Annotated in this window: 30 protein-coding genes; 11 read left to right on the top strand and 19 right to left on the bottom strand. The window is 72.2% G+C overall.

The window, feature by feature from the left end:
• Window positions 1-37 precede the first annotated feature (37 nt).
• On the bottom strand, window positions 38-1609 hold the full coding sequence (locus AC1VWI_RS08150; RefSeq protein WP_499510271.1) for a hypothetical protein: 1572 nt from the start codon (window positions 1607-1609) through the stop codon (window positions 38-40).
• Window positions 1610-1788: 179 nt separating this feature from the next.
• The gene (locus tag AC1VWI_RS08145; RefSeq protein ID WP_499510270.1) at window positions 1789-2214 is read right to left on the bottom strand and encodes an SRPBCC family protein; all 426 of its coding nucleotides are present in this window, start codon (window positions 2212-2214) and stop codon (window positions 1789-1791) included.
• 113 nt (window positions 2215-2327) lie between these two features.
• On the opposite strand from AC1VWI_RS08145, the gene AC1VWI_RS08140 reads away from it, so the two are divergent.
• Window positions 2328-2876, top strand: a complete 549-nt coding sequence (locus tag AC1VWI_RS08140; protein ID WP_499510269.1) for a CGNR zinc finger domain-containing protein — start codon at window positions 2328-2330, stop codon at window positions 2874-2876.
• A gap of 15 nt (window positions 2877-2891) precedes the next feature.
• Here the strand turns inward: AC1VWI_RS08140 and AC1VWI_RS08135 are convergent, their stop codons facing one another.
• From AC1VWI_RS08135 to AC1VWI_RS08125, 3 genes are read right to left on the bottom strand one after another with little or no spacing between them, the layout of a single operon-like run.
• Complete coding sequence (locus tag AC1VWI_RS08135; protein WP_499510268.1) at window positions 2892-4097, bottom strand: cytochrome P450; 1206 nt, start codon at window positions 4095-4097, stop codon at window positions 2892-2894.
• A 34-nt stretch (window positions 4098-4131) separates the two neighbouring features.
• Window positions 4132-5499 carry an NAD(P)/FAD-dependent oxidoreductase gene (locus AC1VWI_RS08130; RefSeq protein ID WP_499510267.1) on the bottom strand — a complete coding sequence of 456 codons (1368 nt, stop codon included), beginning with the start codon at window positions 5497-5499 and terminating at the stop codon, window positions 4132-4134.
• Window positions 5489-5698, bottom strand: coding sequence for a ferredoxin (locus AC1VWI_RS08125; RefSeq protein WP_499510266.1), 210 nt, complete (start codon window positions 5696-5698; stop codon window positions 5489-5491). Before AC1VWI_RS08125 ends, AC1VWI_RS08130 begins: the two co-directional genes overlap by 11 nt.
• 133 nt (window positions 5699-5831) lie before the next feature.
• Between AC1VWI_RS08125 and AC1VWI_RS08120 the strand changes: the two genes are divergently transcribed.
• The gene (locus AC1VWI_RS08120) at window positions 5832-6032 is read left to right on the top strand and encodes a hypothetical protein (protein ID WP_499510265.1); all 201 of its coding nucleotides are present in this window, start codon (window positions 5832-5834) and stop codon (window positions 6030-6032) included.
• 38 nt (window positions 6033-6070) lie between these two features.
• Here the strand turns inward: AC1VWI_RS08120 and AC1VWI_RS08115 are convergent, their stop codons facing one another.
• The 3 genes from AC1VWI_RS08115 to AC1VWI_RS08105 form a co-directional block, all read right to left on the bottom strand.
• Entirely contained in the window at window positions 6071-6460 is a 390-nt protein-coding gene (locus tag AC1VWI_RS08115; RefSeq protein WP_499510264.1) for a hypothetical protein, read from the bottom strand.
• Window positions 6461-6541: 81 nt separating this feature from the next.
• Window positions 6542-6835 carry an Imm32 family immunity protein gene (locus tag AC1VWI_RS08110; RefSeq protein ID WP_499510263.1) on the bottom strand — a complete coding sequence of 98 codons (294 nt, stop codon included), beginning with the start codon at window positions 6833-6835 and terminating at the stop codon, window positions 6542-6544.
• Window positions 6836-6945: 110 nt separating this feature from the next.
• A complete protein-coding gene (locus tag AC1VWI_RS08105; RefSeq protein ID WP_499510262.1) occupies window positions 6946-7092 on the bottom strand; it encodes a hypothetical protein in 147 nt (48 codons plus the stop codon).
• A 185-nt stretch (window positions 7093-7277) separates the two neighbouring features.
• Between AC1VWI_RS08105 and AC1VWI_RS08100 the strand changes: the two genes are divergently transcribed.
• Window positions 7278-7868: a hypothetical protein gene (locus tag AC1VWI_RS08100; RefSeq protein WP_499510261.1), complete on the top strand. Its 591-nt coding sequence runs from the start codon at window positions 7278-7280 to the stop codon at window positions 7866-7868.
• A 229-nt stretch (window positions 7869-8097) separates the two neighbouring features.
• Window positions 8098-9210, top strand: a complete 1113-nt coding sequence (locus tag AC1VWI_RS08095; RefSeq protein WP_499510260.1) for a VanZ family protein — start codon at window positions 8098-8100, stop codon at window positions 9208-9210.
• Window positions 9211-9239: 29 nt separating this feature from the next.
• Here the strand turns inward: AC1VWI_RS08095 and AC1VWI_RS08090 are convergent, their stop codons facing one another.
• Entirely contained in the window at window positions 9240-10517 is a 1278-nt protein-coding gene (locus AC1VWI_RS08090; RefSeq protein WP_499510259.1) for a helix-turn-helix domain-containing protein, read from the bottom strand.
• A 447-nt stretch (window positions 10518-10964) separates the two neighbouring features.
• Here AC1VWI_RS08090 and AC1VWI_RS08085 point away from each other — a divergent pair, with 447 nt between their 5' ends.
• Window positions 10965-11510, top strand: a complete 546-nt coding sequence (locus AC1VWI_RS08085; protein WP_499510258.1) for a hypothetical protein — start codon at window positions 10965-10967, stop codon at window positions 11508-11510.
• Window positions 11511-11721: 211 nt separating this feature from the next.
• Here the strand turns inward: AC1VWI_RS08085 and AC1VWI_RS08080 are convergent, their stop codons facing one another.
• Together AC1VWI_RS08080 and AC1VWI_RS08075 are read right to left on the bottom strand one after the other, a co-directional pair.
• Entirely contained in the window at window positions 11722-11874 is a 153-nt protein-coding gene (locus AC1VWI_RS08080; RefSeq protein ID WP_499510257.1) for a hypothetical protein, read from the bottom strand.
• Window positions 11875-11890: 16 nt separating this feature from the next.
• The gene (locus AC1VWI_RS08075; RefSeq protein ID WP_499510256.1) at window positions 11891-12376 is read right to left on the bottom strand and encodes a hypothetical protein; all 486 of its coding nucleotides are present in this window, start codon (window positions 12374-12376) and stop codon (window positions 11891-11893) included.
• Between the two features lie 177 nt (window positions 12377-12553).
• Here AC1VWI_RS08075 and AC1VWI_RS08070 point away from each other — a divergent pair, with 177 nt between their 5' ends.
• Window positions 12554-13609 (top strand): DUF4190 domain-containing protein, encoded by a 1056-nt coding sequence (locus AC1VWI_RS08070; RefSeq protein WP_499510255.1) that lies wholly within the window; start codon window positions 12554-12556, stop codon window positions 13607-13609.
• Between the two features lie 26 nt (window positions 13610-13635).
• Here AC1VWI_RS08070 and AC1VWI_RS08065 read toward each other — a convergent pair whose 3' ends face one another.
• The 4 genes from AC1VWI_RS08065 to AC1VWI_RS08050 form a co-directional block, all read right to left on the bottom strand.
• Window positions 13636-14034: a VOC family protein gene (locus tag AC1VWI_RS08065; RefSeq protein WP_499510254.1), complete on the bottom strand. Its 399-nt coding sequence runs from the start codon at window positions 14032-14034 to the stop codon at window positions 13636-13638.
• A complete protein-coding gene (locus AC1VWI_RS08060) occupies window positions 14031-14324 on the bottom strand; it encodes an ArsR/SmtB family transcription factor (protein WP_499510253.1) in 294 nt (97 codons plus the stop codon). Before AC1VWI_RS08060 ends, AC1VWI_RS08065 begins: the two co-directional genes overlap by 4 nt.
• Before the next feature lie 105 nt (window positions 14325-14429).
• Window positions 14430-15563: a PP2C family protein-serine/threonine phosphatase gene (locus AC1VWI_RS08055; protein WP_499510252.1), complete on the bottom strand. Its 1134-nt coding sequence runs from the start codon at window positions 15561-15563 to the stop codon at window positions 14430-14432.
• A gap of 185 nt (window positions 15564-15748) precedes the next feature.
• The gene (locus AC1VWI_RS08050) at window positions 15749-16717 is read right to left on the bottom strand and encodes an alpha/beta hydrolase (RefSeq protein WP_499510251.1); all 969 of its coding nucleotides are present in this window, start codon (window positions 16715-16717) and stop codon (window positions 15749-15751) included.
• Between the two features lie 188 nt (window positions 16718-16905).
• Between AC1VWI_RS08050 and AC1VWI_RS08045 the strand changes: the two genes are divergently transcribed.
• The gene (locus tag AC1VWI_RS08045; RefSeq protein WP_499516744.1) at window positions 16906-17295 is read left to right on the top strand and encodes a hypothetical protein; all 390 of its coding nucleotides are present in this window, start codon (window positions 16906-16908) and stop codon (window positions 17293-17295) included.
• 112 nt (window positions 17296-17407) lie between these two features.
• Here AC1VWI_RS08045 and AC1VWI_RS08040 read toward each other — a convergent pair whose 3' ends face one another.
• Window positions 17408-17932 (bottom strand): P-loop nucleotide/nucleoside kinase family protein, encoded by a 525-nt coding sequence (locus tag AC1VWI_RS08040; RefSeq protein ID WP_499510250.1) that lies wholly within the window; start codon window positions 17930-17932, stop codon window positions 17408-17410.
• A gap of 203 nt (window positions 17933-18135) precedes the next feature.
• Here AC1VWI_RS08040 and AC1VWI_RS08035 point away from each other — a divergent pair, with 203 nt between their 5' ends.
• On the top strand, window positions 18136-18690 hold the full coding sequence (locus AC1VWI_RS08035; RefSeq protein ID WP_499510249.1) for a DoxX family protein: 555 nt from the start codon (window positions 18136-18138) through the stop codon (window positions 18688-18690).
• Window positions 18691-18776: 86 nt separating this feature from the next.
• On the opposite strand, the gene AC1VWI_RS08030 is transcribed toward AC1VWI_RS08035, so the two are convergent.
• Complete coding sequence (locus tag AC1VWI_RS08030) at window positions 18777-19934, bottom strand: glycosyltransferase (protein ID WP_499510248.1); 1158 nt, start codon at window positions 19932-19934, stop codon at window positions 18777-18779.
• A 199-nt stretch (window positions 19935-20133) separates the two neighbouring features.
• Between AC1VWI_RS08030 and AC1VWI_RS08025 the strand changes: the two genes are divergently transcribed.
• Window positions 20134-20706: an SMI1/KNR4 family protein gene (locus AC1VWI_RS08025; protein ID WP_499510247.1), complete on the top strand. Its 573-nt coding sequence runs from the start codon at window positions 20134-20136 to the stop codon at window positions 20704-20706.
• Between the two features lie 109 nt (window positions 20707-20815).
• Here the strand turns inward: AC1VWI_RS08025 and AC1VWI_RS08020 are convergent, their stop codons facing one another.
• Window positions 20816-21034: a hypothetical protein gene (locus AC1VWI_RS08020; protein ID WP_499510246.1), complete on the bottom strand. Its 219-nt coding sequence runs from the start codon at window positions 21032-21034 to the stop codon at window positions 20816-20818.
• Window positions 21035-21081: 47 nt separating this feature from the next.
• Window positions 21082-21258 (bottom strand): hypothetical protein, encoded by a 177-nt coding sequence (locus AC1VWI_RS08015; protein WP_499510245.1) that lies wholly within the window; start codon window positions 21256-21258, stop codon window positions 21082-21084.
• Window positions 21259-21724: 466 nt separating this feature from the next.
• Here AC1VWI_RS08015 and AC1VWI_RS08010 point away from each other — a divergent pair, with 466 nt between their 5' ends.
• Both AC1VWI_RS08010 and AC1VWI_RS08005 read left to right on the top strand, forming a co-directional pair.
• Window positions 21725-23377, top strand: a complete 1653-nt coding sequence (locus tag AC1VWI_RS08010; protein ID WP_499510244.1) for an alpha-keto acid decarboxylase family protein — start codon at window positions 21725-21727, stop codon at window positions 23375-23377.
• Between the two features lie 150 nt (window positions 23378-23527).
• Window positions 23528-24160 (top strand): DUF6193 family natural product biosynthesis protein, encoded by a 633-nt coding sequence (locus AC1VWI_RS08005; RefSeq protein ID WP_499510243.1) that lies wholly within the window; start codon window positions 23528-23530, stop codon window positions 24158-24160.
• Window positions 24161-24163 lie beyond the last annotated feature (3 nt).

Raw genomic sequence — 24163 nt, 5'->3', positions numbered from 1 at the left:
GGGCGGACGAGGGCGGTCGAGGGCCGGCGCCGGACGGTCAGAAGCCGAAGGACTTCGTCGTGTAGGCGCACTCGGTGTAGATGTAGCCGGGCTTGAGCGTGGCCTTGTCGGAGGCCGGGCTCGATCCGTCGGACGACGTCGACTTGTGCAGGAAGTACGTGGTGCCGACGGGCAGGCGGATGGTGCGCTGGGGGTAGTTCGTGCCGCTGTCCTGGCAGGGCTTGAACCCCGCCAGGGAGGGTGTCAGGAGGGAGTACGAGGTGCAGCTGCGGCAGGCCTTGAGCGTGAGGCTGCCGGTCACCGGCCCGGTGTAGAGCACCGTGATCGGGTTGGGGCTGTCGTTCTTGATCGTGACCGAGATGCTGCCGCCGGAGGCCAGCGTGGGCAGGCGCTTGCCCGCCGCGGGGATCTCGTCCGCGACCTCCGCCGCGATGGCGAACTTCTTGGCCAGCGCGCGGTTCTTCGCGCCCTTGTTGTCGGCGACGAACGTGTTCATCGTCTCCCGCGCCTCGCCGAAGTCGCCGTCCTTGTACTGGTCGACCCCGCAGGCGTACACGCCCGAGTCGGCGCTCCTCCCGGCCCGGGCGGCGGAAGCCGCGACGGCGTCGCCGACGTCCCCGGCGCCCGCGTTCAGGCCCCGGGCCTGGGTGCCGAGGGTGCGCAGCCGGTCGACGGCGGGGCAGGGGTCGGAGCCGCTCACGTCCTTCGCGGCCTTGTCCACGGCCGAGTCGACGGCGGGCGCGACCTTCGCGGCCTGCTCGGAGTCGGGGAAGGTGCCCAGGAGGTCGCCGAAGTCCTCCGTCCAGCCGGCGTCCTCGTCGCCCAGTCGCTGCGCCCCGCACGCGTAGAGGGAGGCGGCCAGGCGGTCGTCGGGCCACTGGGCGAGCGCGCCGAGCGTCTGCTGGCCCATGGTGGCCGGGACCGTGCGCAGGTACGTCAGTGCCGGTATCGCCGCGCAGTAGTCCTGCTGCTCGTAGGCGGCGCCGACGGTCGTGTAGTAGGTCTTCAGGCGGTCGGGTACCCGGCCGGCGGCCCGGGAGTCAGGGTGGCCGGATCTGATGTCCCGGTACTCGCGCAGGGCCTTGCCGTAGTCGGACCGGGCCGCGTCGAAGGGTCTGCTCCCGCCGGCCCGCACGAGCCGGTCGGCCTGCTCGAGCCGGTCCAGGAGCGCCTGCTCGTTCGCCTCGTCGCGGGCCATGTCGTACAGCACGACGCCGCCGGCCGGCACGGCCAGCAGCACCAGTCCGAGGGCGATCGCCAGGGGAGCGCCCGCGGGCCACACCAGCCGGGTGCGCAGGCCGACCACGGCGCCGTGGACGGCCGCGGCCAGGAGGACGACCAGGTAGACGACCACAAGGCCCACGGGCACCCCGTCGGGGTCGGCGGGCAGTGCCACCAGCAGCAGGATGCCGGTCGCGAACCAGCACACGACCATGAGCACCCAGCGCCGGGTCAGGGCGTAACCGAGGCCGAGGCCACTGAGGTTGAGCAGCCCCACCGCCGCCGCGCGCAGCCCGTCCGGCGGCGCGGGCGGCGGGGTGGAGGGCATGGGCGGGATGACGAATCCGTATCCGTATCCGTGCGCGGTGCCGTGCGGTTGCTCGGACATGGCGGCTCCCCCCGGTCAACACTGCCCGCATGCCTGCAACTTGTCAGTGTACGGACGGTAGCCGGATCTCGACAGTGAGTTCGAGGGGCGGAATCGGGCCAGCCGCCCGCAATCGGGCCGCCGGTCCGGGCCGGAGCCGCCGCAGGGCCTGAGCTGCCGCCGGGCCGGAGCCGGCGCGATCACGCCGCCTTGAAGGGCTGCCGGTAGGACTTGCGCAGGGACGCGGCGGCGACGGGGAGCAGCGTGGCGAGCACCTTGCCCTTGAGCGTGCCGGGGGTGCGGGTGAGCTCGACGTCGACCCGTGTGCCGTCCCCCTCGGGGGTCAGCTGGAAGATCCATCCGCCGCCGGGGCCGAACACCTTCGAGTCGTGCGTGGTGATGGCGACCCTTCCCGTCCCGGCGTCCCAGTCGTAGCGCGCCCGTTCCCAGGCGGACGCGGTGCCCTCGGTCACCTCGGCCCAGGTGTCGCCGATCGCGTGCACCGTGAGGTGCTCGGCGTCGATGGTGGGCCAGTTCCGGGCCCGCGCGGGACCGAAGTCGGTGAGCACCGCGAGCGCCTCGGACGGGCTGAGCGAGGAGAGCAGGTGGAAACGTACGACAGCCATTGCGGCGTCCCCCACATCATGAGTAACCGTTCTGAACGGTGACGACCGTGTCACGGGGGGAAGTCACCTGTCAAGCCAGTGACGAATCGTGGATCACCGGTTAGGATGGTGATGTGAACCATGCCTTCCCCTGTGGGACGCTCGCCCTCGACTTCCTGGGCACGCTGCGCGCACGACGCAATGCGCTGCCCACGGAGAAGCTCGCCTCGCCCGAGCTCCTCGACTCCTGGTTCGTCGAGTCCCGGATGCTCGACCGCGAGCCCGGCTCCGACACGTCGGACCTCGCGGCGGCCGTGGACCTGCGGGAGTCGATCTACGCCCTGGTCGTGGCACGGCTCGACGGCGAACCGCTGCCCGCCGGAGCGGTCGCCGCGGTGAACCGCCACGCGGCCCGGGCACCCGTGGTGACGCAGCTCGGCCCCGACGGCACGAGCCGCTCCGGTTCGGCGTCACAAGGCCTCGCCGCCGTCGCCCGCGAGGCCGTCGAGATCATCGGCGGCGAGGACGGGGCGCTGCTGCGCGAGTGCGCCCGCCCGGAGTGCACCCAGGTCTACCTCGACCGCTCCCGGGGCCGCCGGCGTGAGTGGTGCGCGATGAGGACCTGCGGGAACCGCGTCAAGGCAGCCGCCTTCCGGGCCCGCCACCGCACCACCGAGGCCTGAGCCGAGCGAGGGGCATCAGAACCTGACGGAGAGGTGACGGGGCCCGCGCAGCATGGCGTTGCGCCGGTAGGGAGGCGGGTCCTGCAGCAGGGTCGCCGTCCCCAGACCGGGCAGCAGCGCGCCGAGCGCCGCCTGGGCCTCGATGCGCGCCAGGGGTGCGCCGAAGCAGAGGTGGACGCCGCTGCCGAAGCCGAAGTGCTCGTTGTCCTTGCGGGCGGGGTCGAAGCGTTCGGGATCCTGGAACCGCAGGGGGTCACGGCTGCCCGAGGCCAGCGCGAGGATCACGGACGTGCCCTTCGGCACGACGGTGCCCGCGATGTCCACGTCGGCGAGGGGGATGCGCTCGCGCAGGTGCACCGGCGGCTCGTACCGCAGCAGTTCCTCCACCGTCTCCGGCAGCAGTTCCGGCTCCCGGCGCAGCCGCTCCAGCTGGTCGGGGTGGCGCAGCAGCGTGAGCACACCGTTGGTGATCAGGTTGACCGTCGTCTCGTGCCCCGCGATGAGGAGCAGGATCGCGGTCATCGCCAGCTCCTCGTCGGTGAGCCGCAGCTCCGGATCCGGTTCGTTGACGAAGTCCGAGAGCAGGTCGCCGGTGGGCCGGCCGCGGCGCTGCTCCGCGAGGCCGAGCAGGTAGGCGCCCATCTCCGTCCGGCCCTTGCGACCCGCCTCGGCCCGCGCGGCGGCGTCCTCGCCGGGGCTGATGTCGGCGGAGGCGACGAGCAGGTCGGTCCACTCCCGGAACCGCGGCTCGTCCTCGCGCGGCACACCGAGGATCCGGCAGATGACCGTGACCGGCAGGGGGTAGGCGAGGTCGTCGACGATGTCGACGTGGTCGCGGCCCCGGAGCCCCTCGACCAGTTCCCCGGTGATCCGGGTGATCTCCCCGCGCATCGCGTCGACCCGGCCGGGGTTGTGGGGCGGGCCGAACGGCCGCATGGCCAGCGAGCGCAACCGGTGGTGCTCGGGGTCGTCCAGCCGCAGGAACGGCAGGTGCTGCGTCTCCTCCGCCGCCGGGGCGGCCGGTGTGGTGCGGTTGCGGGGGTCCGCGCTGAGCCTCGGGTCGTGGAGCAGGCCGACGATCTCGTGGTACGTGCCGACCAGGTAGCTGCCGTCCGTCTGCCGCACCACGGGCCCGGCCTCGCGGAGCTCCGCGTACAGCGGGTACGGGTCGGGGCGGCTGGCGTAATCCGTGATCCGTTCCAGCAGGGTCTCGGCGGTCATGCGTGGTGGCTCCTCGTGGATGGGCGGGGGTGGGTCACCCGGCGGGCCTCGCCAGGACCAGCCGCCGGTCCGGCAGGTACCCGGTGAGCGCGACCGTGGGACCGTGCGAGAGCCGGCTCGGGTCCGGCACATCGGAGGGGAGGACGACCTCGGCCGCCGTACGGCGGTCCGACGCGCCCAGCGGGGGCGGGAACGGGGCGGCCGTCTCGATGAGGCGCTCGTAGTACTCCAGCGACTTGGCCATGTTGACCGTGACCGCGGCGGTCAACCGGCCGCGGTAGCCGTACGCCATGACCAGGCGGCGCTCCTCCAGCGAGCCCTGCGCGATGACCACCTGGTCGGAGAAGGTGGGGACGCCCACCGACTTGATGTTGTAGCCGAACTGGCTCGACCAGAACGTCGGCACCGCCAGGTGCGGCCGCCGCAGCGGCCCCGGACTGACCATGTTGTGGGCGGCGACCTCGGCCTGGTCCACCGCGTTGCGCCAGTGCTCGAGGGAGAGCAGCTGGTACTCGTACAGCGGGTGCGGGAAGCGCGAGACGTCACCGGCCACGAAGACGTCGTCCGTGACGATCCCGTACATGGTGAACGCCCGGCACCCGGCGTCGCAGGCGATCCCGCGCGGGCCGGCGGCCAGCCCGGACTCCGCCAGCCACTCGACGTTGCGGACCGCGCCCATCGCGACGACGCACACGTCCGCGTCGACACGGGTGCCGTCCGACAGGTCCGCGCCGGTGAACCTGCCGTTGCCGCGCAGCGAGGTGACGGTCACGCCGCAGCGCAGGTCCACACCGTGCGCCCGCTGCATGGCGGACGCGAGCTTCGACAAGGTCCCGCCGAGCGCCCCCACCAGCGGCGCCGGGCCGCGTTCGGTGACCGTCACCTCCAGACCGCGCTCGCGGCAGACCGACGCGATCTCCGAACCGGTGAAGCCCGCCCCGATCACCAGCACCCGGCGCGGCCCGGCGGCCAGCCGCTCGGCCAGACGCGCGGCGTCGTCGCTGGTGCGCAGCGTGAACACCCCGTCAAGGGCGGCCTCCTCCGGAACCGGCCAGGGCCGCGCCCGCGTCCCGGTCGTGATCAGCAGCCGGTCGAACGGCAGCGACGAGCCGTCGCCCAGCAGGACCCGCTTCCCCACCGGATCCAGCCCGGTGGCGCGCACCCCCAGCCGCCACTCCGCCTCCGGATCACGACGCATCGGCAGCCCGGTGGCGTCCGCCGACACCTTGCCGAGCAGCACCCCCTTGGACAGCGGCGGCCGGTCGTACGGCGGGTGGGGCTCGTCCCCGACGACGGTCAGCGAACCGGTGAAGCCCTTCTCGCGCAGCGTCTCCGCGGCCCGCAGGCCCGCCAGCGACGCTCCGACGATGACGATCCGGCCCTCCAGGAGGTCAGCGGACACCGGCGCTCACCTCCTCGCCCACCAGGATCGCCTGCACCGGGCACGCCGCGGCGGCCTGGCGCACGCGTTCGTACTGGTCGCCCGGGACCGCCGGGTCGTACAGCAGCGCCTCCTCGCCGTGCAGTTCGAACATGTCCGGCGCAAGGAACACGCACTGCGCATAGCCTTGGCAACGGGTGAGGTCCACGACAACGCGCATGCCCAGCCACTCTCTCCGGCGCTTTGATGTCCCTCCATTCGTACGCCCTGCGGGGCCGCGGCGCTCGCCCGGATACTCCGCCCGGACATTCCGCCAGGATGCGTTCCCGCCCCTGCGGGGCCACGCTGAGCCGGTGCGATGCCGAGTGATCGTGTACCCGCCCTCGGGCACCGGCGGCCGCCGCGTGCGGTGCGACGGCAGGATCCTCGGCCTCGCCTACGGACCCCGGGACGTCCTCGCGCTGGCCCGCCGCGCCGGGCTCCGCATGCGCCTGGGCGACCTGTACGACAGCGACCTCGTCGAGTGGCGCGGCGCCGGCCCCACGACCTGGTGACGGCCCGCCGACGCGGCTACGGACGGCCTACGGACGGCCTACGGACGCGGCCAGAGCGGCGTCATCACACCGAGGTCGATCACCGACACCCACTCCGCCGACGGGATGGCCCGCTCCAGCACGAACCACTCGTCCGGACGCCCGTCGAACCGGGACGCCGCGAGCGCCTCCGCGGACCCCGCGGGCAGCCTCGTACCCGCCCACGCATGCCACCGCTGCGCCTCCGGCGCGGGAACCTCCACCGTGAACCGCACGGTGCGGTCCCGGAAGGCCCCCGGCAGCGACCCCGGACTCGGATCGGCCGTCAGGTGCACGGACCGCGCCAGTTCCGGTACGTCGTCCAGCTCCTCCGGCCAGGTCGCCCTGATCTCCGCGTCTGCCAAAATCAGCGGCCACAGCCCCGGCCGCGTGAAGTGGAAAAGGAGCATGCCGGGACCCTACTGGCGGATCGTCGCCGCGTATGTTTCCGGCATGTGACGACGAGCGCCCCGGATCAGCCCGCACGGACGTCACTCGTCGTCGCATCGCTCCAGGACCAGACCCACGGATCCCTCCACCAGCCCCACTCCGGCCTCAAGGTGCAGGTGCGCACCGTCAGGGGTGCCGTTGCCGGCGAGCGTGAGCAAATGGCGTGCGAGGGTTCTGAGCCCATCGGCGTTCGCCTCGATGACGATCTCGCGTCCGAGGTCGCGCACCTCGATGCGCGCGTTCTCGTCCCATGTGAAGACCGAGGCCACGCCATCGGTGAGCGCGGTCTGGTGCGTCGACGCGGCGGGCGGCGCGGGCTTCGACTCGGGTGCCATGCCGACCATCGTCGCCTCACCTTGCCGCATCTTCATTTCACCGCGCCCTGGCATGCGGTCGCCGCCCAGCGGACTCGGCCCCGCGCCGGCGCGTCGTTCTCGCCAGGACCTCACAGCAGTACGTCGCGCCCTTCCGGGTCTCCGCACACGGGACAGTCGTACTCGTCAAGCGATTCCTCAGGAACCGGGTGCCCGCAGAAGGCGCAGGTGCGCATGTCGTCGTCCAGCGGTTCGACCGGAGGTTCGTCGTCGTTCACGACCGCAGGGTTCCACGCGTGGTGCGGCGGTGCGGAATGCGGCGGCAAATCGCCGCGGACGGTTCGGGAAAGGTTTGCGCACACAAAGGGTCGCAGCGGCGGTGGACGGGGCGCGAGCCGGCCCGAGCCTGCCGTGTCGGTGGCAGCCCATAAGGTGCGGGCAACGTCTCCAAGAAGGAGTTCCCGTGGGGTTTTCCGGGCACCTGCTCTTTGCCCGCAGCAAGCGTCCGCTGCTGGAAGCGCCCGTGTTCGACGGCATCGACCGGGAGCTGAAGGACGCGGTGCACGAGTGGTGGCCGCGAGCGGGTGGTTGGCAGACCCTCCAGTTCGACGATGGGATCTGGGAGGACGGCGATCTGCCCGCCCTCGTCGAGTGGACCGGCGCACCGGCCTGCGTGGCGTCCGTATCCGACAGCAGCGTCGCCCTGGTGACGGGGCTGGGGACCGACGGGCGACGTTGGCAGGCGTGGCTCAACCTGCACATTGCTGCGGCACTCGTCACCGAGGAACCCGAGGACCTGGAGGACCAGCTCCTGTGGGTGGACACTCCCGAGTTCGACGAGGCCGTGAGCCGCACACGCGCGGAACTCGACGCGGAGGTTCCTTCCGACGCCGAAGGCGCTCTCGCCTGGGCCGCAGCGGCGGGCATCCCGGCCGTGGCACCGCAGTCCCGGATCGAGGAGGTACTGCGTTCGGAGGGGACCTTCGTCGAGGACCTCTTCGACACACTCCTCGATGCGTTGGGTTTTCCGGAAGGGACCGAGCCCACGCCGTAGCCGTGGGAGACGGCGTTCAACCGGAGGACCGAACGCCGGGCCGGAGCCTGTACCGGTGATCTTCCGGGCCGGCAGGGGCGGGCTGTTACAGCTTGGTCATGAGTTGAACCAGGGGTCATGACCTGCGGGAGCCATGGTGATCGCCGACGCGCCGCGATTCGCGCGCCGTCGGCTGATCTCCTCGCGCTCGAAAGGCACGGCATTGTTCGCTCTCGTCTTCGGAGGGCACATGTTGTACCTCCTCCTCGTCACCCTGGTCTCCGCGGCCGTGCTGGGAGTCGTCTCGGTCGCCCTGCGTGGCCGTTCCGACCGGCCCTGGACCTACGGGGCATGGGCGGCCACCACGACGGCCGCCTTGTTCCTGACGCTTTGGCTCAGACCCGTCGGTACAGGCGCGGTGAAATGCACGGTGAGCAAGGACGTGTGGGAGTCGTTCGGGACGACCCAGGGGTGGATGAACGTCGCCCTGTTCGTGCCGATCGGCTTCTTCGGTGTGCGGGCGGCCCGCCGCCCGGTGCCCCCTGTGCTGCTGTCCGTCCTCCTGGCGTGCGGGATCGAGACCGTCCAGGCCTGCCTTCCCGTCATCGGCCGTTACTGCGACACCAGTGACTTCACCACCAACGTGGCGGGCGCCGTCGTGGGCGCGGGCATCGGGGTCCTGTCGCTGCGCCTCGCCGGTACGCGGCTCTCGCCCTGGCCCACGCGCCACCGCGGGCTCCAGGCCGCCACCGGCGCGGGGTTCCTGGCCGTGGCCCTCGTGCTGACGACCGTCGTCGACGTGCGGGTCGTCGACCACGCCGAGCCGAGCAGGCAGGCGTCGGCGGAACAGCAGGCGGTGATCGGGCAGGCGGTGCGCAAGGCGCTGGGCGACGACGTCAGGATCGTCCGGGTCCAGGACACCACTCCGTGCGGGATCGACGGCGTGAACGAGGAGGTGTGGGCGGAGCTGGCACCGAGCGGGGTCGCCTTCATGAGCTGGCCCGACCCGGACCGGTTCCGCGTCGACGTGTCGACGGGCCCCCGGGCCGAGGCCGCGGCGGTCGGGAAGCCCATCCCGGGCTCCTCCTGGTCGGTGCACGACGCGGCGGCCGCCGAGCGGTCCGCGGACCGGTACGTGGCCCTGCACTACCCCACGGCCGACACGAAGCGTCCCGCGGTGGACCGTGCCGACGACGGCGCGGGCGGGATGTGGACCGTGACGTACCCCTACCGTGACGACAGCATGCGGGCCGTGACGTCGCTTCAGGTGACGGTGAACTCCGCCGGGCGTCTCCTCGGCGTCCGCCTCGCCGCGACCGCCGGCACCGGCCCGGACACCAAGTCCGGTGACTACTGCGGCTGACGACCCGGGGAACCCATGCGGTCACAGCGCTAACCGTCGTAGGGGACCCAGGCACGCCGGCCTGCGTCGTTCGTGCCGTACCAGTAGTGCGGCATCGCCGTGATGCCGGTGGTGCGGAACGGGCGGCCGTGGTCGTCGATGCGGATCGTGCCGGTGCGGCCCTGGGAGGACCAGTCGAGTTCGAGGTACCAGCGGGCGTCGTGGGTCCGTGTCATCGCGTCGACCAGCAGCACTTCCGGGTCCTCGGCAGAGACGCGGTACGGGAAATGCGCGGCCGGGACGACGTGTTCACCGTCGGCGCCGTCCTTCGGGCGGGTGACGGGCCGGTCGACGTCGAGGTTCACGGTGAAGCGGCGGGGCGTGAGGTCGCTCCCGCAGCCCTGGCCCATGGCGTACGCACTCCCGGCGGCCGGGTTGCCGCGGCTGACGATGCGGACGTGGAGCGCCTCGAGGACCACGGCCGCGGACGACCGCCCCTGCACCGAGATCTGCACCCTCGTCTGCTGCCCGTGCACCGCGCCCTGCGCCGCCGCCCACGCCCGGGCATCCTGCTCCACCGGCGGCGCAGGTACCTGAGCGGGCGGCTTGGCGATGACGTAGTCGTGGCCGCAGCCCTTGTCCCAGACCAGGGAGTCGGTGCTCCATGTGAGGGGCAGGCCGGTGGTCTGCTTCGCGGCCGCGGTGGGACCGCTGCCGGTGGCGGGCGGGGCGGAGCTCCGGGAAGGGGAGGGGGACGTGGTGGCCGACGTCGCCGAACGGTGGGGTGCGCCGGTGGCGGTCGTCCGCGAGCCGGGGGTGCGGGAGGCGCCCGCCTCGGAGGAGCGTTCGCCCGACAGGGCCGACGTGCTGCGCAATGCGGCGACCAGGGCGCCGACGACGGCGATGGACGCCAGGACCCGTCGGCGGCGGTACCAGGGGCGCGGAGCGGGGGAGGGAGGGGGCTCGTCCGGGTCGGGGCCGTCCCCGGGCTGCTCCGCGGAGCTGCCCTCGTCGACGAGCACCCCGCCCCCGTCCGGTGCCGCCGCCTCCGCCGCCTCTGCCGGACCGGCCGTACGCACCTCCTGCCGAGCCGCCATCGCCGACAGCCACAGACGGTGCAACTCCAGCCGCTCCTGCGGGCCCGCCCCGCAGAAGGCCGCGAGCCGTTCCACGGGTGCGAAGTCCTGAGGCACCGCGTCGCCCGTGCAGTAGCGGTGCAACGTGGAGGTGTTCATGTTGAGGCGGCGGGCCAGAGAGGCGTAGCTCCGGTTCGTGCGGCCCTTCAGACGGCGCACCAGCGCCGCGAACTCCTCGACATCGTCGTGCATCGACACCGTTCTCCCGTCGTCCGGCCGCCGATCCTGCATCCCAGGCACTCATATCCCTGCACGTCAGATGGGCCGGGATGGTTCCACCGCCGCCAAAGGGGCGGCAGTCGTTGCGCAGGACTCCGGTGGCCGCCGATGCTCTTCGTGTCGCACCGGCCGGGGCCGGACCGACCAGCCGGCGTCAGGCGACGTACGGCACCGATGCACTGCGTTCGCGCATTCACCGAATTCACCGCATTCACGGGGGGACACCCATGCCCGAGAGCACCCGAGCAAGCGCGCTCCTCGCAGCCGCCGACCTGCCGCCGCGCCGCACCTCGTCCTGAACGGCCGCCAGGTCACCGCGATCCTGCGCGGCCCGCACCGCAGCAGGACCCGGCCGTACGCGGTCGGCACCGACGACACAGAACAGCCCGACCACTCGATCACCCGAAATGGAGAACCGACATGAACAGCAAGACCCGCACCGCCCTCACCGCCGGCGTCCTTGCCGTCGTACTCGGCCTCGGCGCCACCATCCAGGCCTCCGCTGGGACCCCGCACCGCGTCAGCGGCAAGCCGTCCGAGTCGGCACAGGCGTCCGTCCATGCCCCCGCGAAGGCGTCCACCGCCGCACCGCAGTCGGTCAGCGGCACGCCCGGTCGAGCGGTGACCCGGGTCGCCGACTTCTACGGCGCGTACATCGACGCGAAGGGCGACTACACGGACCCGGACGCCACGCTGGCCGCGGCCCTCCGCAAGCACTACCTGACGCCCGACTTCGCCCTGCGGCTGGCGGCCTGGGAGGAGGAGAACGGAGTGGACGGCGTCCTGCACGCCCAAAACGTCCCGGCGCGGTGGACGGTGACTGACAACGGCACCGTGGGAAACGGCCATGAGGTCATCGTCACCCTGACCTTCGGCAGCGGGGAGACGGCGCAGAAGACAAGGCTCTTCGTGCTGCTGGAGCGGTACGACCACATCGTCGACATCGAGACCACGAGCGCCCGCTGACGCACACCATGGGCCCCGTCGGGCCGTGCAACTCCGGCGGGGTCCTGCCTACCCACCGCGCAGGAGGCTCGTGCGGTACGTACGGCTGGGCGGCGAGGACGGCTTCCCTCACCGCCCCGGCAGCGGCGGAGCCGTTCGCTCCCACACCCCACCCGGGCTCAGGTGTGGCTGGTCACCCGTGAACCACAAGTAGCGGTCGTTCAGAGACGACCTAGAACGGCCGGAACGACTCGTGCGTCCAGTCGTCCGGAAGCCTGTTCGTGAAGAACGCGTAGACCGGCCCGTGAGGGGACTCGGTGACGACGCCCTCCCATTGATCGAGTTTGTGGTGCAGGTATCGGCGCAGCAGGCTGCTGAACTGCATGCCGCCGGCGGCGCTGCTACTCCTGTGGCCCCTGAGTGCGTTCGTCCCAGCCGACCGCGACCGCCCAGGTGACCCCGGGCTCCGCGGTCACCTTGAGGCGGGTCGCGGCCTCGGCGGACGACATCGCGGCACCGTTGAGGCTGCCGTCCGGCCGGTCCGAACAGTGCTCCGTGGATGTGCCGTAGCGGCCGGCGTCGACCGTGAGCGTGCCCGTGCCCTGGCACTGCGTGGCCACGTAGACCGTCCCGCCCGCGGGTTTCGCCGGCAGCGCCGACTCCAGTCCACCGCTCTGCCGCCCCGTCGACACCCACACCCTGGCGTCCGCCAGTTGCTCCGCCGGATCGCGCCAGGAGGCGGGCGGGGCGGCCGAAGCCGATGGGGAGGCGGCAGCCGGCGTGGCTCCCTGCTGCCGGGGAACTCCGGAGCCCTCCGTGCAGCCGCTGAGCATGAGGACGGACGCGGCGCAGCCCAGCAGGGCACGCCGCCGAACGTGATGGAACACATCAACCCCCGTGTGGTTCCCGATCGTCCGGATCATGCTGGCAGGCCCGGACACGGCCGTACAGGACGCGGCGAACCGGTGCCGGAGAGCGCCCGCGGTCGGGCGGGAACCGTGTTCATGAAGATCGGATATATTCGCGCAGCCGTTCGCCTGACACTCCATGAGGAGCACTGTTCCGTGAACTCGCCAACTCCCGCGCCGCTGCCCGAGCCGTCGCGGCCCGCTGTGAGCAAACTCGCCGTCGCGGCGATGGTGTCCGGGCTGCTGTTCGGTGTTCCGGTGGTCGGTGTCGTCCTGGGCGCCATGGCGCTGGGCCGGATCGAGAGGACCGGGGAGCGTGGCAAGGGCATGGCCACGACCGGGGTGGTGCTGTCGTCGCTGAGCACGCTGGCCTGCGCCGTGGTCCTGGCCTTCGGCCTCGCCGGCTTCACGAAGGGCCTCGGTGACGACATCAGGGAGGAGGCGCTGGCCAACAACACTTTCGCCCTCCTCCGCGAGGGCGAATGCATCGACACCCCCGGCGACGACTTGGAGAGCGATGTTCCCGACATGGCCGTCGTGCCGTGCGGGGGCAAGCACACCGCCGAGGTGTTCGGGGTCTTCGAACTCACCGGGGACGGCGCTTACCCGGGCGACGACTCGATCGACGAGACGCTCGACAGTCGGTGCACGGACCTCGACAGCGCCTACTCGATGGACTACTGGGCGGTGGAGGCAGAGGTCGAGATGTACTTCTACGGCCCCAGCCGGGAGAGCTGGGAGCTCGGCGACCGCCGGGTGACCTGCGTGTACGGCAGGGCCGGGAACACACCCCTGGAGGGTTCCCTCCGGTTTGACGAGACCACGCTCGACGAGCACCAGGTCGCCTACCTGAAGGCCGCCAACGTCGCCAACGACGCGCAGTTCTTCGGCAAACCGGAAGCGTCTTACGTCAAGGACGATTTCAAGGGCTACAAGGAATGGGCGCACGGTATCGCGGTGGCCCTCGACGAGCAGGCGCGCATGCTGCGCGGTCATGAATGGCCCGCCGGCGCGGAGCGCCACGTCGCGGCCCTTCAGCGGGAGATCGACGCGGCCCGCCCGCACTGGGCGAAGGCTGCCGACGCGAAGGACACGGCAACGTACTACGACCACTACGAGGCGGCCCTGCTCCGGCCGGGCCACGACCAGGCGATAAAGGTCCGTGAGGCGCTGGGCCTTGCCACGAACAAGACGCCGGAGTACTTCGTCTGACCGGTGGGCGCTCCTCGTGCCCCGCCTCAACTCCCGGCGTCCGCGCTGTGCACGATCTGGATCAGGTTGCCGCAGGTGTCGTCCAGGACGGCGGTCGTGACGGGGCCCATCTGCACCGGTTCCTGCGTGAAGTGCACCCCGAGCCCGCGCAGCCGGGCGAACTCCGCGTGCACGTCGTCCACGGCGAAGGAGGTCGCCGGGATGCCGTCCTCGGCCAGCGCCGTCTTGTACGGCTTCACCGCGGGGTGGCCGGAGGGCTCGAGCAGCAGTTGCGTCCCGTCGGGGTCCTCCGGTGAGACCACGGTCAGCCACCGGTCCGTGCCGATCGGGACGTCGTGCTTCTTCACGAAGCCCAGCACGTCGGTGTAGAAGCGCAGGGCCTTCTCCTGGTCGTCGACGAAGACGCTGGACAGGTGGATCCTCATGGGGTGCTCTCCGATGCGTCGGGCCTGAGCCACCGGGTCACGATGTGCTCCAGGGGTTCGGTGTTCAGGTCGTGGTATTTGTACCGGCCCTGGCGCCGCGTGAGCACCAGGCCCGCCGATTCGAGCACGGCCAGGTGCTGGCTGACCGCCTGGCGGGACAGCCCCAGGCCGTGCTTCATCGCCAGCCGCCCGCAGATCTCGAACAGGGTCTGGCCGTCCCGTTCCGCCAGCTCGTCAAGGATGCGTCGGCGGGTCGGGTCGGCCAGCGCCTTGAAGACATCCTCTGCCATGACCGCAACGATAGGCAAGTGGATGCTTGCCTATCAAGCCCGGGTTCCGGGGTCGCCGTCCCCGGCCGTCCACGTGTTCGCGGAGGGTATCGGGGTGAGGGCGGCTCAGCTGTCCTGGATCCGGTCGGCCGCGGAGGCCCCGTCGTCCGTCGGGACGTGTGTGATGGCCAGCAGCGCCGTGTCGTCGGTCCTGCGGCCGCCGGTGTGGCGGTGGTGGTCGGCGAGCAGGGCGTCCACGAGGGCGTCGGGGTCGGGGCGGTGGCGGCCCGTGCGTCGGGCGACGGGGTCGTAGAAGGTGCCCGACGCGTCGCGGGCTTCGGTGAGTCCGTCGGTGTAGAGCAGCAGACTGGCCCCTTCGGGGAACGTCACCGTGTCGACGGTGCCGGTGCCGGTGCCGGTGCCGGTGCCGTTGTCGAGGGCGGCGAGGCCCAGGGGCAGGCCCGGCCGGGTGGGCTCGACGTACCGCACGGTGTCGCCCAGGAAGAGCAGCGGCGGCGGGTGGCCGCGGTTGACCAGCCGGACCTTGTTCCCGTGCCGGGGGAACTCCGCCAGCACGCCGGTGATGAACCCCTCGAACTCGGTCAGGGTCCCCGACTGCCGGGACTCGAGGGTGACGGCGCGCTCCAGCCGTTGCGCGAGGGCGGTCAGGCTGGGCTCCTGCAGGGCCGCCTCGCAAAAGGTCCCGATGCCGACGGCGACCGCCCTGACCGCTTCCATCCCCTTGCCGCGTACGTCGCCGATGACGCAACGGACGCCGAAGGGGGTGTCGACCACGGCGTAGAGGTCCCCGCCGATCTGCGCGTCCGTCTGGGCGGCCTCGTACCGGGCGGCGAAGCGCAGCGGGCCGATCCGCTCCGGTGGTCTCGGCAGGACGGCGCGCTGGACGGCGGCGGCGATGTCGCGTACGGACTGGAGCTGCTCATCGCGGTGGTACAGGAGCCGGTTCAGGAGGACGGCGATCCCGGTCACCGTCGCCAACATGAACAGCTCGCTGAACGCGATCGCACTCCGGCGGTAGCCGAAGACCCAGAACATGGCCGCGTCGAGGACGAGGGCGGTCAATCCGATGAGAACCGTCCCGCGCAGCGACAGCAGAGCGGCCGCCACCAGGACCGCCGCCGCGTAGAGGGCCGCGGCGCTGACGGTGCGTGGAGTGGCGAGGTCGATCACCACGGCGACGAGCAGCAGGACGGCCGGCAGCAGGCGGCTCTCCGTTCCCGCCCAGCTCCGCGTTCCCACCCTTGCCACCTGCTGCTCCCGAGGTCGACCGGGCTTCCGGCCAGCTCAGGCTAACCGTCCGTCCGTCCGCCCCGCGCTCCACGTCACCCGGCTCGCCCACCGCGGACATCGCCACACGCCGGGTGTCACCCGGCTGGAGCAGGGGCCCGCGGTGGGCCGGCGGTGGGAGTCCGGTGGGCCGGTGGTCAGGCCGTCCCGCCGGCCTTGCCGGATCGCAGACCGCGGCGGAGGGCGTCGAGCTGCTCGGCGATCATGCGGCGGCCCACCTCGGTCCGCGGGGCCAGCTGGGCCGCGCCGTGGAAGGCGCCCGGGAAGTGGTGCATCTCGGTGGGGACGCCCGCGGTGATCAGCCGCTGGGCGTAGGCCAGGTCCTCGTCGCGCAGCGGGTCGAACTCGGTGGCCGCGATGTACGTGGGCGGCAGTCCGGCCAGGTCCTGCGTCCTGGCCGGGGCGGCGTACGGGCTGACGCCGTAGCCGCCGCGCAGCCCCTTGCCGCCGAGGTAGTGGTCCCAGCTCCGTTGGGCGTTGCGGCGGTTGAACCCGGGGGTGTCGGTGAAGGCCTGCATGGAGGCGGTGGCGAGGCGGTCGTCCAGAATGGGGGCGCCGAGGTACTGCATGCTCAGGGCGGGGCCGCCGTGGTCGCGTGCGTACAGGGCGACCGCGGCCGCGAGGTTCCCGCCGGCGCTCTCACCGGCCACCCCGATGCGGTCGGGGTCGACCCCCAGTTCGTCGGCGTGCCCGGCCAGCCAGCGCAGGGCGGCGTAACAGTCCTCCAGGGCGGCCGGGTAGGGGTGTTCCGGTGCGAGGCGGTAGTCCACCGACACCACCACCGCGCCCACCTCGGCGGCGATGCGGGTGGTCTCGTTGTGGAAGAAGCCCACGAGCCCGATCACGAAGCCGCCGCCGTGCACGTACAGCAGGCCGGGCTGCTTGCCTGCGTGGCCCGCGGGCCTGTGGACGTGCACCCGGACGTCCGGGGCGCCCTGCGGACCCGGAACGGTGACCTCGCGGAAGTCGACCGGGACCGGCGGGGTGTAGGGATCGGCTTCCATCAGGGCCGCTTCCGCCCGCATCCGCGCGACTTCCGTGTGTCCCTCCGCCTGGGCGAGCCGGGACATCCTCTGGGTCAGTTCCGGGTCGAACGGGAAAGCCAACGTCAACTCCTCTTGCGTACGGTGCGCCACGGCATGGCTGACTAGCGTCGCCGAAGTCAGGGGGAGTCTACGCAGCGAATCCTTGCTCAGTCAAAGATCTCGTGAGCTCGTGCGGGCGCCCGCCGGTGATGTGCCGGCCCCCCCGCCCGCAGCCCGGGCGAACGGTTTGCGAGAGTGTTCGCGTGCTGATGGATCCCGAGAAGACGCTCTTCGTCCGCGGTGCCACGCCTGTCCTCCTGCTGGCCGACGCACCCGTCCACGACGCTCTGCCGCCCCTGGTCGTGACCGACGGGGCGGTGCCCTTGTGTGAGGGCTGGAGCGTCTTCCCCCGGCTCACCTTGTGCGTCGTGGACGGGCCCGGCGACCACGGATGCGTCGTACCCGTCCTGGCCGCACCGGTGCTGGGCGGGACTGACGGTGGTGCGGCGTCGAGCGGGATGGCCGAGTGGTGCCTGGACGTCGAACAGGCGGGTGGGGCGGTCGTCCTGTCGGTGGATCAGCTGCCGGACGCGCTCGACTGGCCGGTCCTGCTGTCCTCCGGCGTAGCGCGTGGCGGCTTCATGCCCGCCCTGACCTGACGGCGGCCGCCCGCCGCCCCGCGTCGAGCAGCCCTTCCTCGACGGCGTGGCTCTGGACGCGTCCAAGGCGTCCCGCCCCGGGCCTGAGCCCGCGAGGCCCCCGCGGCGGCCGTCACTCGAACGAGGGCCACCGGCCGGCGGCCCACTCGCGCCATCCCGGCCACCCGGCGGGAGGGTCGCCCACGTCCTCGCCCGCGAGTTCGGCGGCGTCGGGCTCCTCGAACAGCGCCCGCCAGTGCAGGAGGTCCGCCTCGCTCATCGGGAAGGTCCGTTCCGGTGTCGTGGCCTGGCGCCGGGCGACGCGGGCCCGTTGGGTCTCGTGGTCCACCGGTACGTACACCAGGTGGCAGGACCCGCCCGCGGATTCCGCCAGGCGGCGGATCGCCGACCTCTCGTCACGCGACCAGCACCCGAAGTCCAGGACCACATCGGTCCCGAGCGCCAGCGCCTCCAGCGCGAGCCGCAGCAGCAGCCCTTCCAGCACGTCGCGCTTCCCGTCCGCCTCGGATGCGCCGAACAGCGGGATCATCCACTCGTCCGGCGTCAGGCGCAGCGCGCCGTGTTCCCCGGCGAGCCGCCGGGCCACGGTGGTCTTCCCGGCCCCGGGCAGGCCGACCATCAGGAACAAGGAGGTCACCCGGAGATCCTGCCAGGGGAGGGACGGGGTGGGGCCATCGGTGGCAAGGCATCCGACCCCCATGGACCTAACGTCCGGCGTGCCGCGTGCCGGACGGCGCCGCAGGGCGTCACGCTGCTGCCGTGATCGGCCGTGCGGTGGGCCGCCCGTCGCGACGTCCGGCTCGCAGGCCGCACACGGCAACCCCACGAAGGGCCTCAGACATGTCCGCTTCCCCCCTCGGCACACTGACCCGCTCCGGCTCCCACGCCACCGCCGAGTTCGGCGTCCCGCCGTACGTCCATGACGCCGGGCTGCTGCTCCTGCGGCTGGTGCTCGGGCTGACGATGGCGAGCCACGGAGCCCAGAAGCTGTTCGGCTGGTTCTCCGGGGTGGGCCTCGACGGCGCAGGACGCGTCTTCACCTCCGGCGGCTACGCGGCCGGGAAGGCGATGGCCGTGCTGGCGGGGCTCAGCGAGGTGCTCGGGGGCGTGGGCCTCGCCCTCGGGCTGCTGACCCCGCTCGCCGGGGCGGCGGTGGTGGGCGTCATGGTCAACGCCGTCGCCGTGAAGTGGGGCGGCGGGTTCTTCGCCCCGACGGGGGTGGAGTACGAACTGCTCATCGCCGCGCTGGCCACCACGCTGGCCGTCGGCGGGCCCGGCCGCTTCGCGTTCGACCGCCACCTTCCGGGCGTGCGCGCGCACCGGGTGGGCCACGGCGTCTCCGCGGTGGTCCTCGGCGTGGTCCTCGGCGTGTTCGTGCTGCTGTTCCGCAAGTGACCAGGGACTGCGGCGGTGCGGTGGTGGCGGGGTCCGGACGGCGTGAGGGCCCGTGAGCCGTCCGACGGGCCCTCACGCGCTGCGCGCTATGCCGCTGCGGCGGCGGTGAGGCGCTCCGCGACCTCCGAGGCCGAGGGCATCGCGGCGATCTCGTCACGCAGGCGCTCCGCCGCCGCGGTGAACGCGGGCTCGGCGAGCACGCGGCTGACCGCGGCGGTGACCGCTTCCGGCCCCTGCTCGCCGATCGGCATCGCCACGCCCGCTCCCGCGGCCTGGAGCCGGAACGCCTGACGCTGCTGTCCCGCCGCACCCGGGACGACGACGGCCGGGATCCCGCGCGCCGCCGCCCCGAACGTGTTGCCGGAACCGCCGTGGTGCACGACGACCGACACGCCGTCCAGCAACTCCGCGGCCGGTACGAAGGACACCAGCTCGACCCTGCCCGGCTCCAGCCCGAGGTCGTCGACCGGGGCGCCTCCCGTCGTGGCGACCAGGTCGACGTCCAGGACGCTCAGCGACCGGAGCAGCGGACCGAGCGTGGAGGCCCTGCCGGAGACGGTGCTGAGGCTGACGAGCACCCGGGGCCGGCCGGTACCGGGGACCCTGATCGCGCGCGGCGTGCCCTCGGGGCCCTGGTGGGGCTCGGGCCGCAGCGCCATCCGTTCGAGGGGCGGCAGCGCGCCGCCGCGCTGCAGGCCGGGCGGGCAGAGGTCCAGCAGCCAGCGGCCGGACGGCGCGTGGGCCGGGGCCTGCAGACCGCGGTCGAGGTAACGGGACTGCGCCGTCGCGGCCAGGGCGTCCAGGGCCTCGGGCTCCAGCGCCGGGTCGATGCCCATCACCGCGGACGGCACCTTGAGCACCGCGGCGACCAGCGGCCCCACGAAGTCGCAGTGCTCCGACACGACCAGGTCCGGCTCCCACGTGCGCGCCCCTGCGAGGGCCTCGTCCATGGAGAGGTCGACGCGTGCCCCGGCGAAGAACTCGGCGACCAGCGCCGGCGAAGGATTCGACGCCATGTCGGCACCGCTGCGGCGGGACGCTTCGGCGATCGCCACGTCGACGGTCGGACCGGCGGGGATCAGCTCAAAACCCTGCGCCTCGACCGGGCCGGCCATGGCGTCGGCGGAGACGAAGGCAACGGTGTGCCCTTGCGTGCGCAACGCCCGGGCGAGCGGCAGCAGGGGCAGGAAGTGGCCGGTCAGGGGGGTGTTGAACATGAGGATGCGCATGGGTATCGAGATCACCTGTGTGCTTGTGCCACGTGCGTGGCCGCGGTGGGCGGACCGTCGTCGCGGTGCGACTCCCCGGGCCGGCGTGCTGACCTGGACCCGGAAATGATTGTCGGCACAACTATATGGGGGCTACTTGCCGAAGCAAGCAGGTGCCCCCCCCCCGGGTCGCTCGGGGACACCGCTTGTCGGACCTGCCTGTCACGATCGCCACATGATCGAAGCCGACGACCTGGCCGACGACCTGGCCGACGACCTGGTGGTCCGCGTGGCGGCGGAGGCCGGCGCCACCACCGGGGCCTTGCCCGCGCCTGCCCGGGCCGCGCAGGTGGCGGAGGCTGAAGCCCTTCTCGGCTTCGCGATACCGCCGTTGCTCGCCCGGCTCTACACGGAGGTGGCCGACGGCGGCTTCGGGCCCGGGTACGAGCTGTTCCCTCTGGACGGGCAGGGGCGCAGTGCGGTGGGCGTGTACCAGGCCCAGCGGGCGGAATCGCAGGCTGCGGCCTCCCCGCACTGGCCCGAGGGCGTACTGCCGATCCTCGACTGGGGCTGCGGCGTGTACGGCGCGGTGGACTGCCGGAGCGGGAGCGGCACCGTCCTGATCTTCGAGCCGAACGCCGACACCGGTGACTGGTCGGACGGCTGGTTCGTCGACGAGCGGAGCCTGGCCGACTGGCTCGGGACCTGGCTCACCGGCGGCGGCTGGTACCGGCCGGACGGCCACGGCGACCAAGAGCTTCCGGAACCCGGCAGGTGGGAGGAGGCGGCCTCGCGGCTCGCCGCCTGACGGCACCCCGCGGGGGCGCGGTATTGTCCCGCGCACCCCCGGTCACCGTCTGGTCGCCTCCTACGCCGAGGAGGGGAGCCCCGACCACAAGGGAACCCGCGACCGCCGATCAGGGCATCGGCCTGCCGGCCTCGCCCCGTCTGCGGGACATCCCGCGGTAGACCGTCCAGCAGCTCGCCAGGACCAGCAACGCTCCGGCGACGGGCCATCCGATGGACCCGCCGTCGCGGTACTCCCGTACGCCGGTGAAGAGCAGGAGCCCTGACGGGATCAGTCCCGCCCAGTCGATTGCCCTGCCCCATCTCCTGAGGGCCGTCTGGTCGATCATGCGCGGATCATACGGTCGGCACGTGCGTCCGGCGGAGCCGGATCCGCCTACTGCTCGATGAGGCGAAGGGCCCCGATGACCGCGAGCGTCGGGCCGGCGATCGTGAAGACCGAGCCGCCGATCTCCGTCTTGATGCGCGAGGCCTTGCGTGTGGCCGAGGTGGGTGCGGGCACCCATCCGTGGGCGTCGTGGGCATCCTGCTGCGATTGCTCGTCGTACGCCACCCGGAAGCGGTGTGCCGGATTCCGAGCAGGCCGGCCACGGTCATCCCCAGGCCCGTGAACAGCATGATGACGGCCTCACCGCGGGGTGACATGGGCGCACCCGCGAGGACTGCTGCGAACTCGTGCACGGCGGCTCCTCGAGCGGTGTCGGGTCCGGGCGGCTGCGCGCTGCGCGCTGCACGGGGCTGGGGTGCGGCGGGTGCGGCGCTACCTCGTGCGGCGGCGTTGCCGCAGCTGGCGGGCCGTTCGCGCAGCTGGTGGGCCGGATGGCTCCGGTTGCGGGCTGTGGGGGATGCGGACAGCATGTTGCGGGGGCGAAAAGCCCGGCTTGCTTCACCTGTGGCACTGGCGGTGGCCCTTCCCGTGGTGCCCGCCGCAATGCGCGCCGCCCGGCGAGGCCGCCACCGACTCCACCGGAGACGGCGCCCTGGGGCGGTGGTGCCGTCACCAGGAAAGGAACCTCCCCATGTCCACCACCGTCATCCAGCATGTCCTGAACCGGCTGCGGGACATCGGCGTGCGTCATGTCTTCGGCGTCCCGGGCGACTACGCCTTCCCCGTCAACGACGCCATCTCCCAGCACCCGGACATCCAGTGGATCGGCAGCTGCAACGAGCTCAACGCGGGGTACAGCGCCGACGGCTACGCCCGCGTGCACGGTGTGGGCGCGGTGAGCACCACCTACGGGGTCGGCGAACTCAGCGCGATCAACGCCATCGCCGGTGCGTACACCGACCACCTGCCGGTGTTCCACCTGGTCGGCATGCCCAAGATGCCCGTGCAGGCGCACCGCTCGGTCGTCCACCACACCCTGGGCAACGGCGAGTTCGACCTCTTCCTGAAGATGTCCGACGCCGTGGTGTGCGCGAGCGCGATCATGACACCGCAGAACGTCGCGTCCGAGACCGAGCGGCTCATCGCGGCGGCGGCCTACCACCGCCGCCCGGTCTACATGGCGTTCCCCGCCGACCTGGCGGAGATGCCCGTGGTCGGATCGGCCCGGCCGATCCCCGCACCCGCCAGCGACCCCGCGCAACTGGACGCCGCCGTGCGGGCCGTCGCCGACATGCTCGGCCGGGCCGGGAGCGCCTGTGCCCTGCCCGGGGTGCTCGCCGCCCGTTCCGGCCTCGGACCGGAACTGCAGCGGTTCCTGGACGCCACCGGGATGCCCTTCGCGACGATGATGGCCGACAAGGGCGTCCTCAACGAGGAACAGCGCGGCTACTGCGGCATGTACGACGGCAAGCTCATGAACGAGGGCGTCCGCCGTTTCGTCGAGGGCAGCGACGTCGTCATCCTGGTCGGTGCGCTGATGCACGACTTCAACAGCGGCGCGTTCACCGCCGACCTCGACCCCGGTCGCACGATCGACATCCGCCACCACCACGTGAGCGTCGACGGCATGACCTACCAGAGCGTGGAGATGAAGGACCTGCTCGTCGCGCTCACCGAGAAGCTGCCCCGCAAGCAGTGGCCGCACTTCGAGGCCCGGGTGACCCGCATGGCCCCGGCAGGAGGCAGCGGCGGCGACTCCATCACCGCCGAGAACCTCTACCCCCGCTGGGAGGACTTCCTCAAGCCGGACGACATCCTGGTCGCCGAGACCGGAACGGTCTCCATGGGCCTGGCGTTCGCCCAGCTGCCCAGCGGTGCCACCTTCCACAACCAGACCCTGTGGGGCTCGATCGGCTGGGCCACGCCCGCCGCCGTCGGCGCGGCCGTCGCCGCCCAGGACGGCCGGCGCGTCGTCCTCATCACCGGCGAGGGTTCGCACCAGCTCACGGCGCAGGAGATCAGCCAGTTCGGGCGGTACGGGCTGCGCCCGGTGGTGTTCGTGCTGAACAACCACGGCTACCTGATCGAGCGTCTTCTGTGCAAGCACCCGGACATCGCCTACAACGACCTCGCCAACTGGCGCTACTCCGAACTGCCGAAGGCCCTGGGCTGCGAGGACTGGTTCACCGCCCGCGTCTCGACCCTCGCCGAGCTCGACCAGGCCATGGATGCGGCGGCGAAGGCCGGCACGGGCTGCTACATCGAGGTCATGACCGACACCTACACCGCTCCGCCGCTGGCCAACCAGCTCCACGACAACATCGAGAGCCTCTACGCCGGCTGATCGGTCGTCAACCGTCGTGCGGCTGCGGCAGAATCGGAAGCCGTGGCCCAGCAACGTGATCCAGCCGATCTCTTTCCCGACATCGCGAGTCGGGGCGGTCTCGCCCAGGCGCTGCGAGCCGTGGCGGAGGAGGAAGGTTTCTCCCTCCCCGTGACCGCCCCGTCCGCGGACGCGTTGACCCACGCCGCCGTCGAGAGCAGGGTGCCGCACCGCGGTGCCCTGCGGATCGACGCGTCCGAGTTCGCGCGGGAGTGGTGGATCCGTGGCGGAGAGGCGTCGCAGGGCGTGCCGCTGATCTGGGGACGCGCCGAGGAGTTGGGGCAGCTCGCGAGGGCCGCGTGGGCGTGGCACGAGGGTGCGTCCTTGAGCGACATCCGCCGGGTGGCGCCCTTCGTGCTCATGACCGGCCGGTTCGAGGTGCCCGACGGCGATCCCGTGCGGCTGGCCGAGTCCGAGTGGCAGGGCCTGCGCAAGGAGGCGGGGGAAGTGGCCGTGCCCGGATACCGGGCGCTGGTCGAGAGGGCGTACGCCGAACCGGCGCTGAGGGGTCTGTACCCCTTCAGGGACAGGTGGGTGCTGTACTTCTCGACCACCACCCGCCCGGACCTGACCGTCACCGGGCCGTGCCTGCGCGCGTATGACGTCGACCGGTTCACGGTCCGCGGAGCTTTCGCCGACCGGGAGGTCCTCACCGAGACCGCCACCGCGCGGGAGGCGGTGGCGGTCGCCGTCCGGCATCTGCCGAGCGGACTCGGCCCCGTCACGTCCGGGGTGTCCCGGTAGCCG

This window comes from Streptomyces sp. TOM-9, assembly GCF_056858595.1.
Note: the sequence above shows the minus strand (reverse complement) of the source record. Positions and strands in the feature narration are given on the sequence as shown.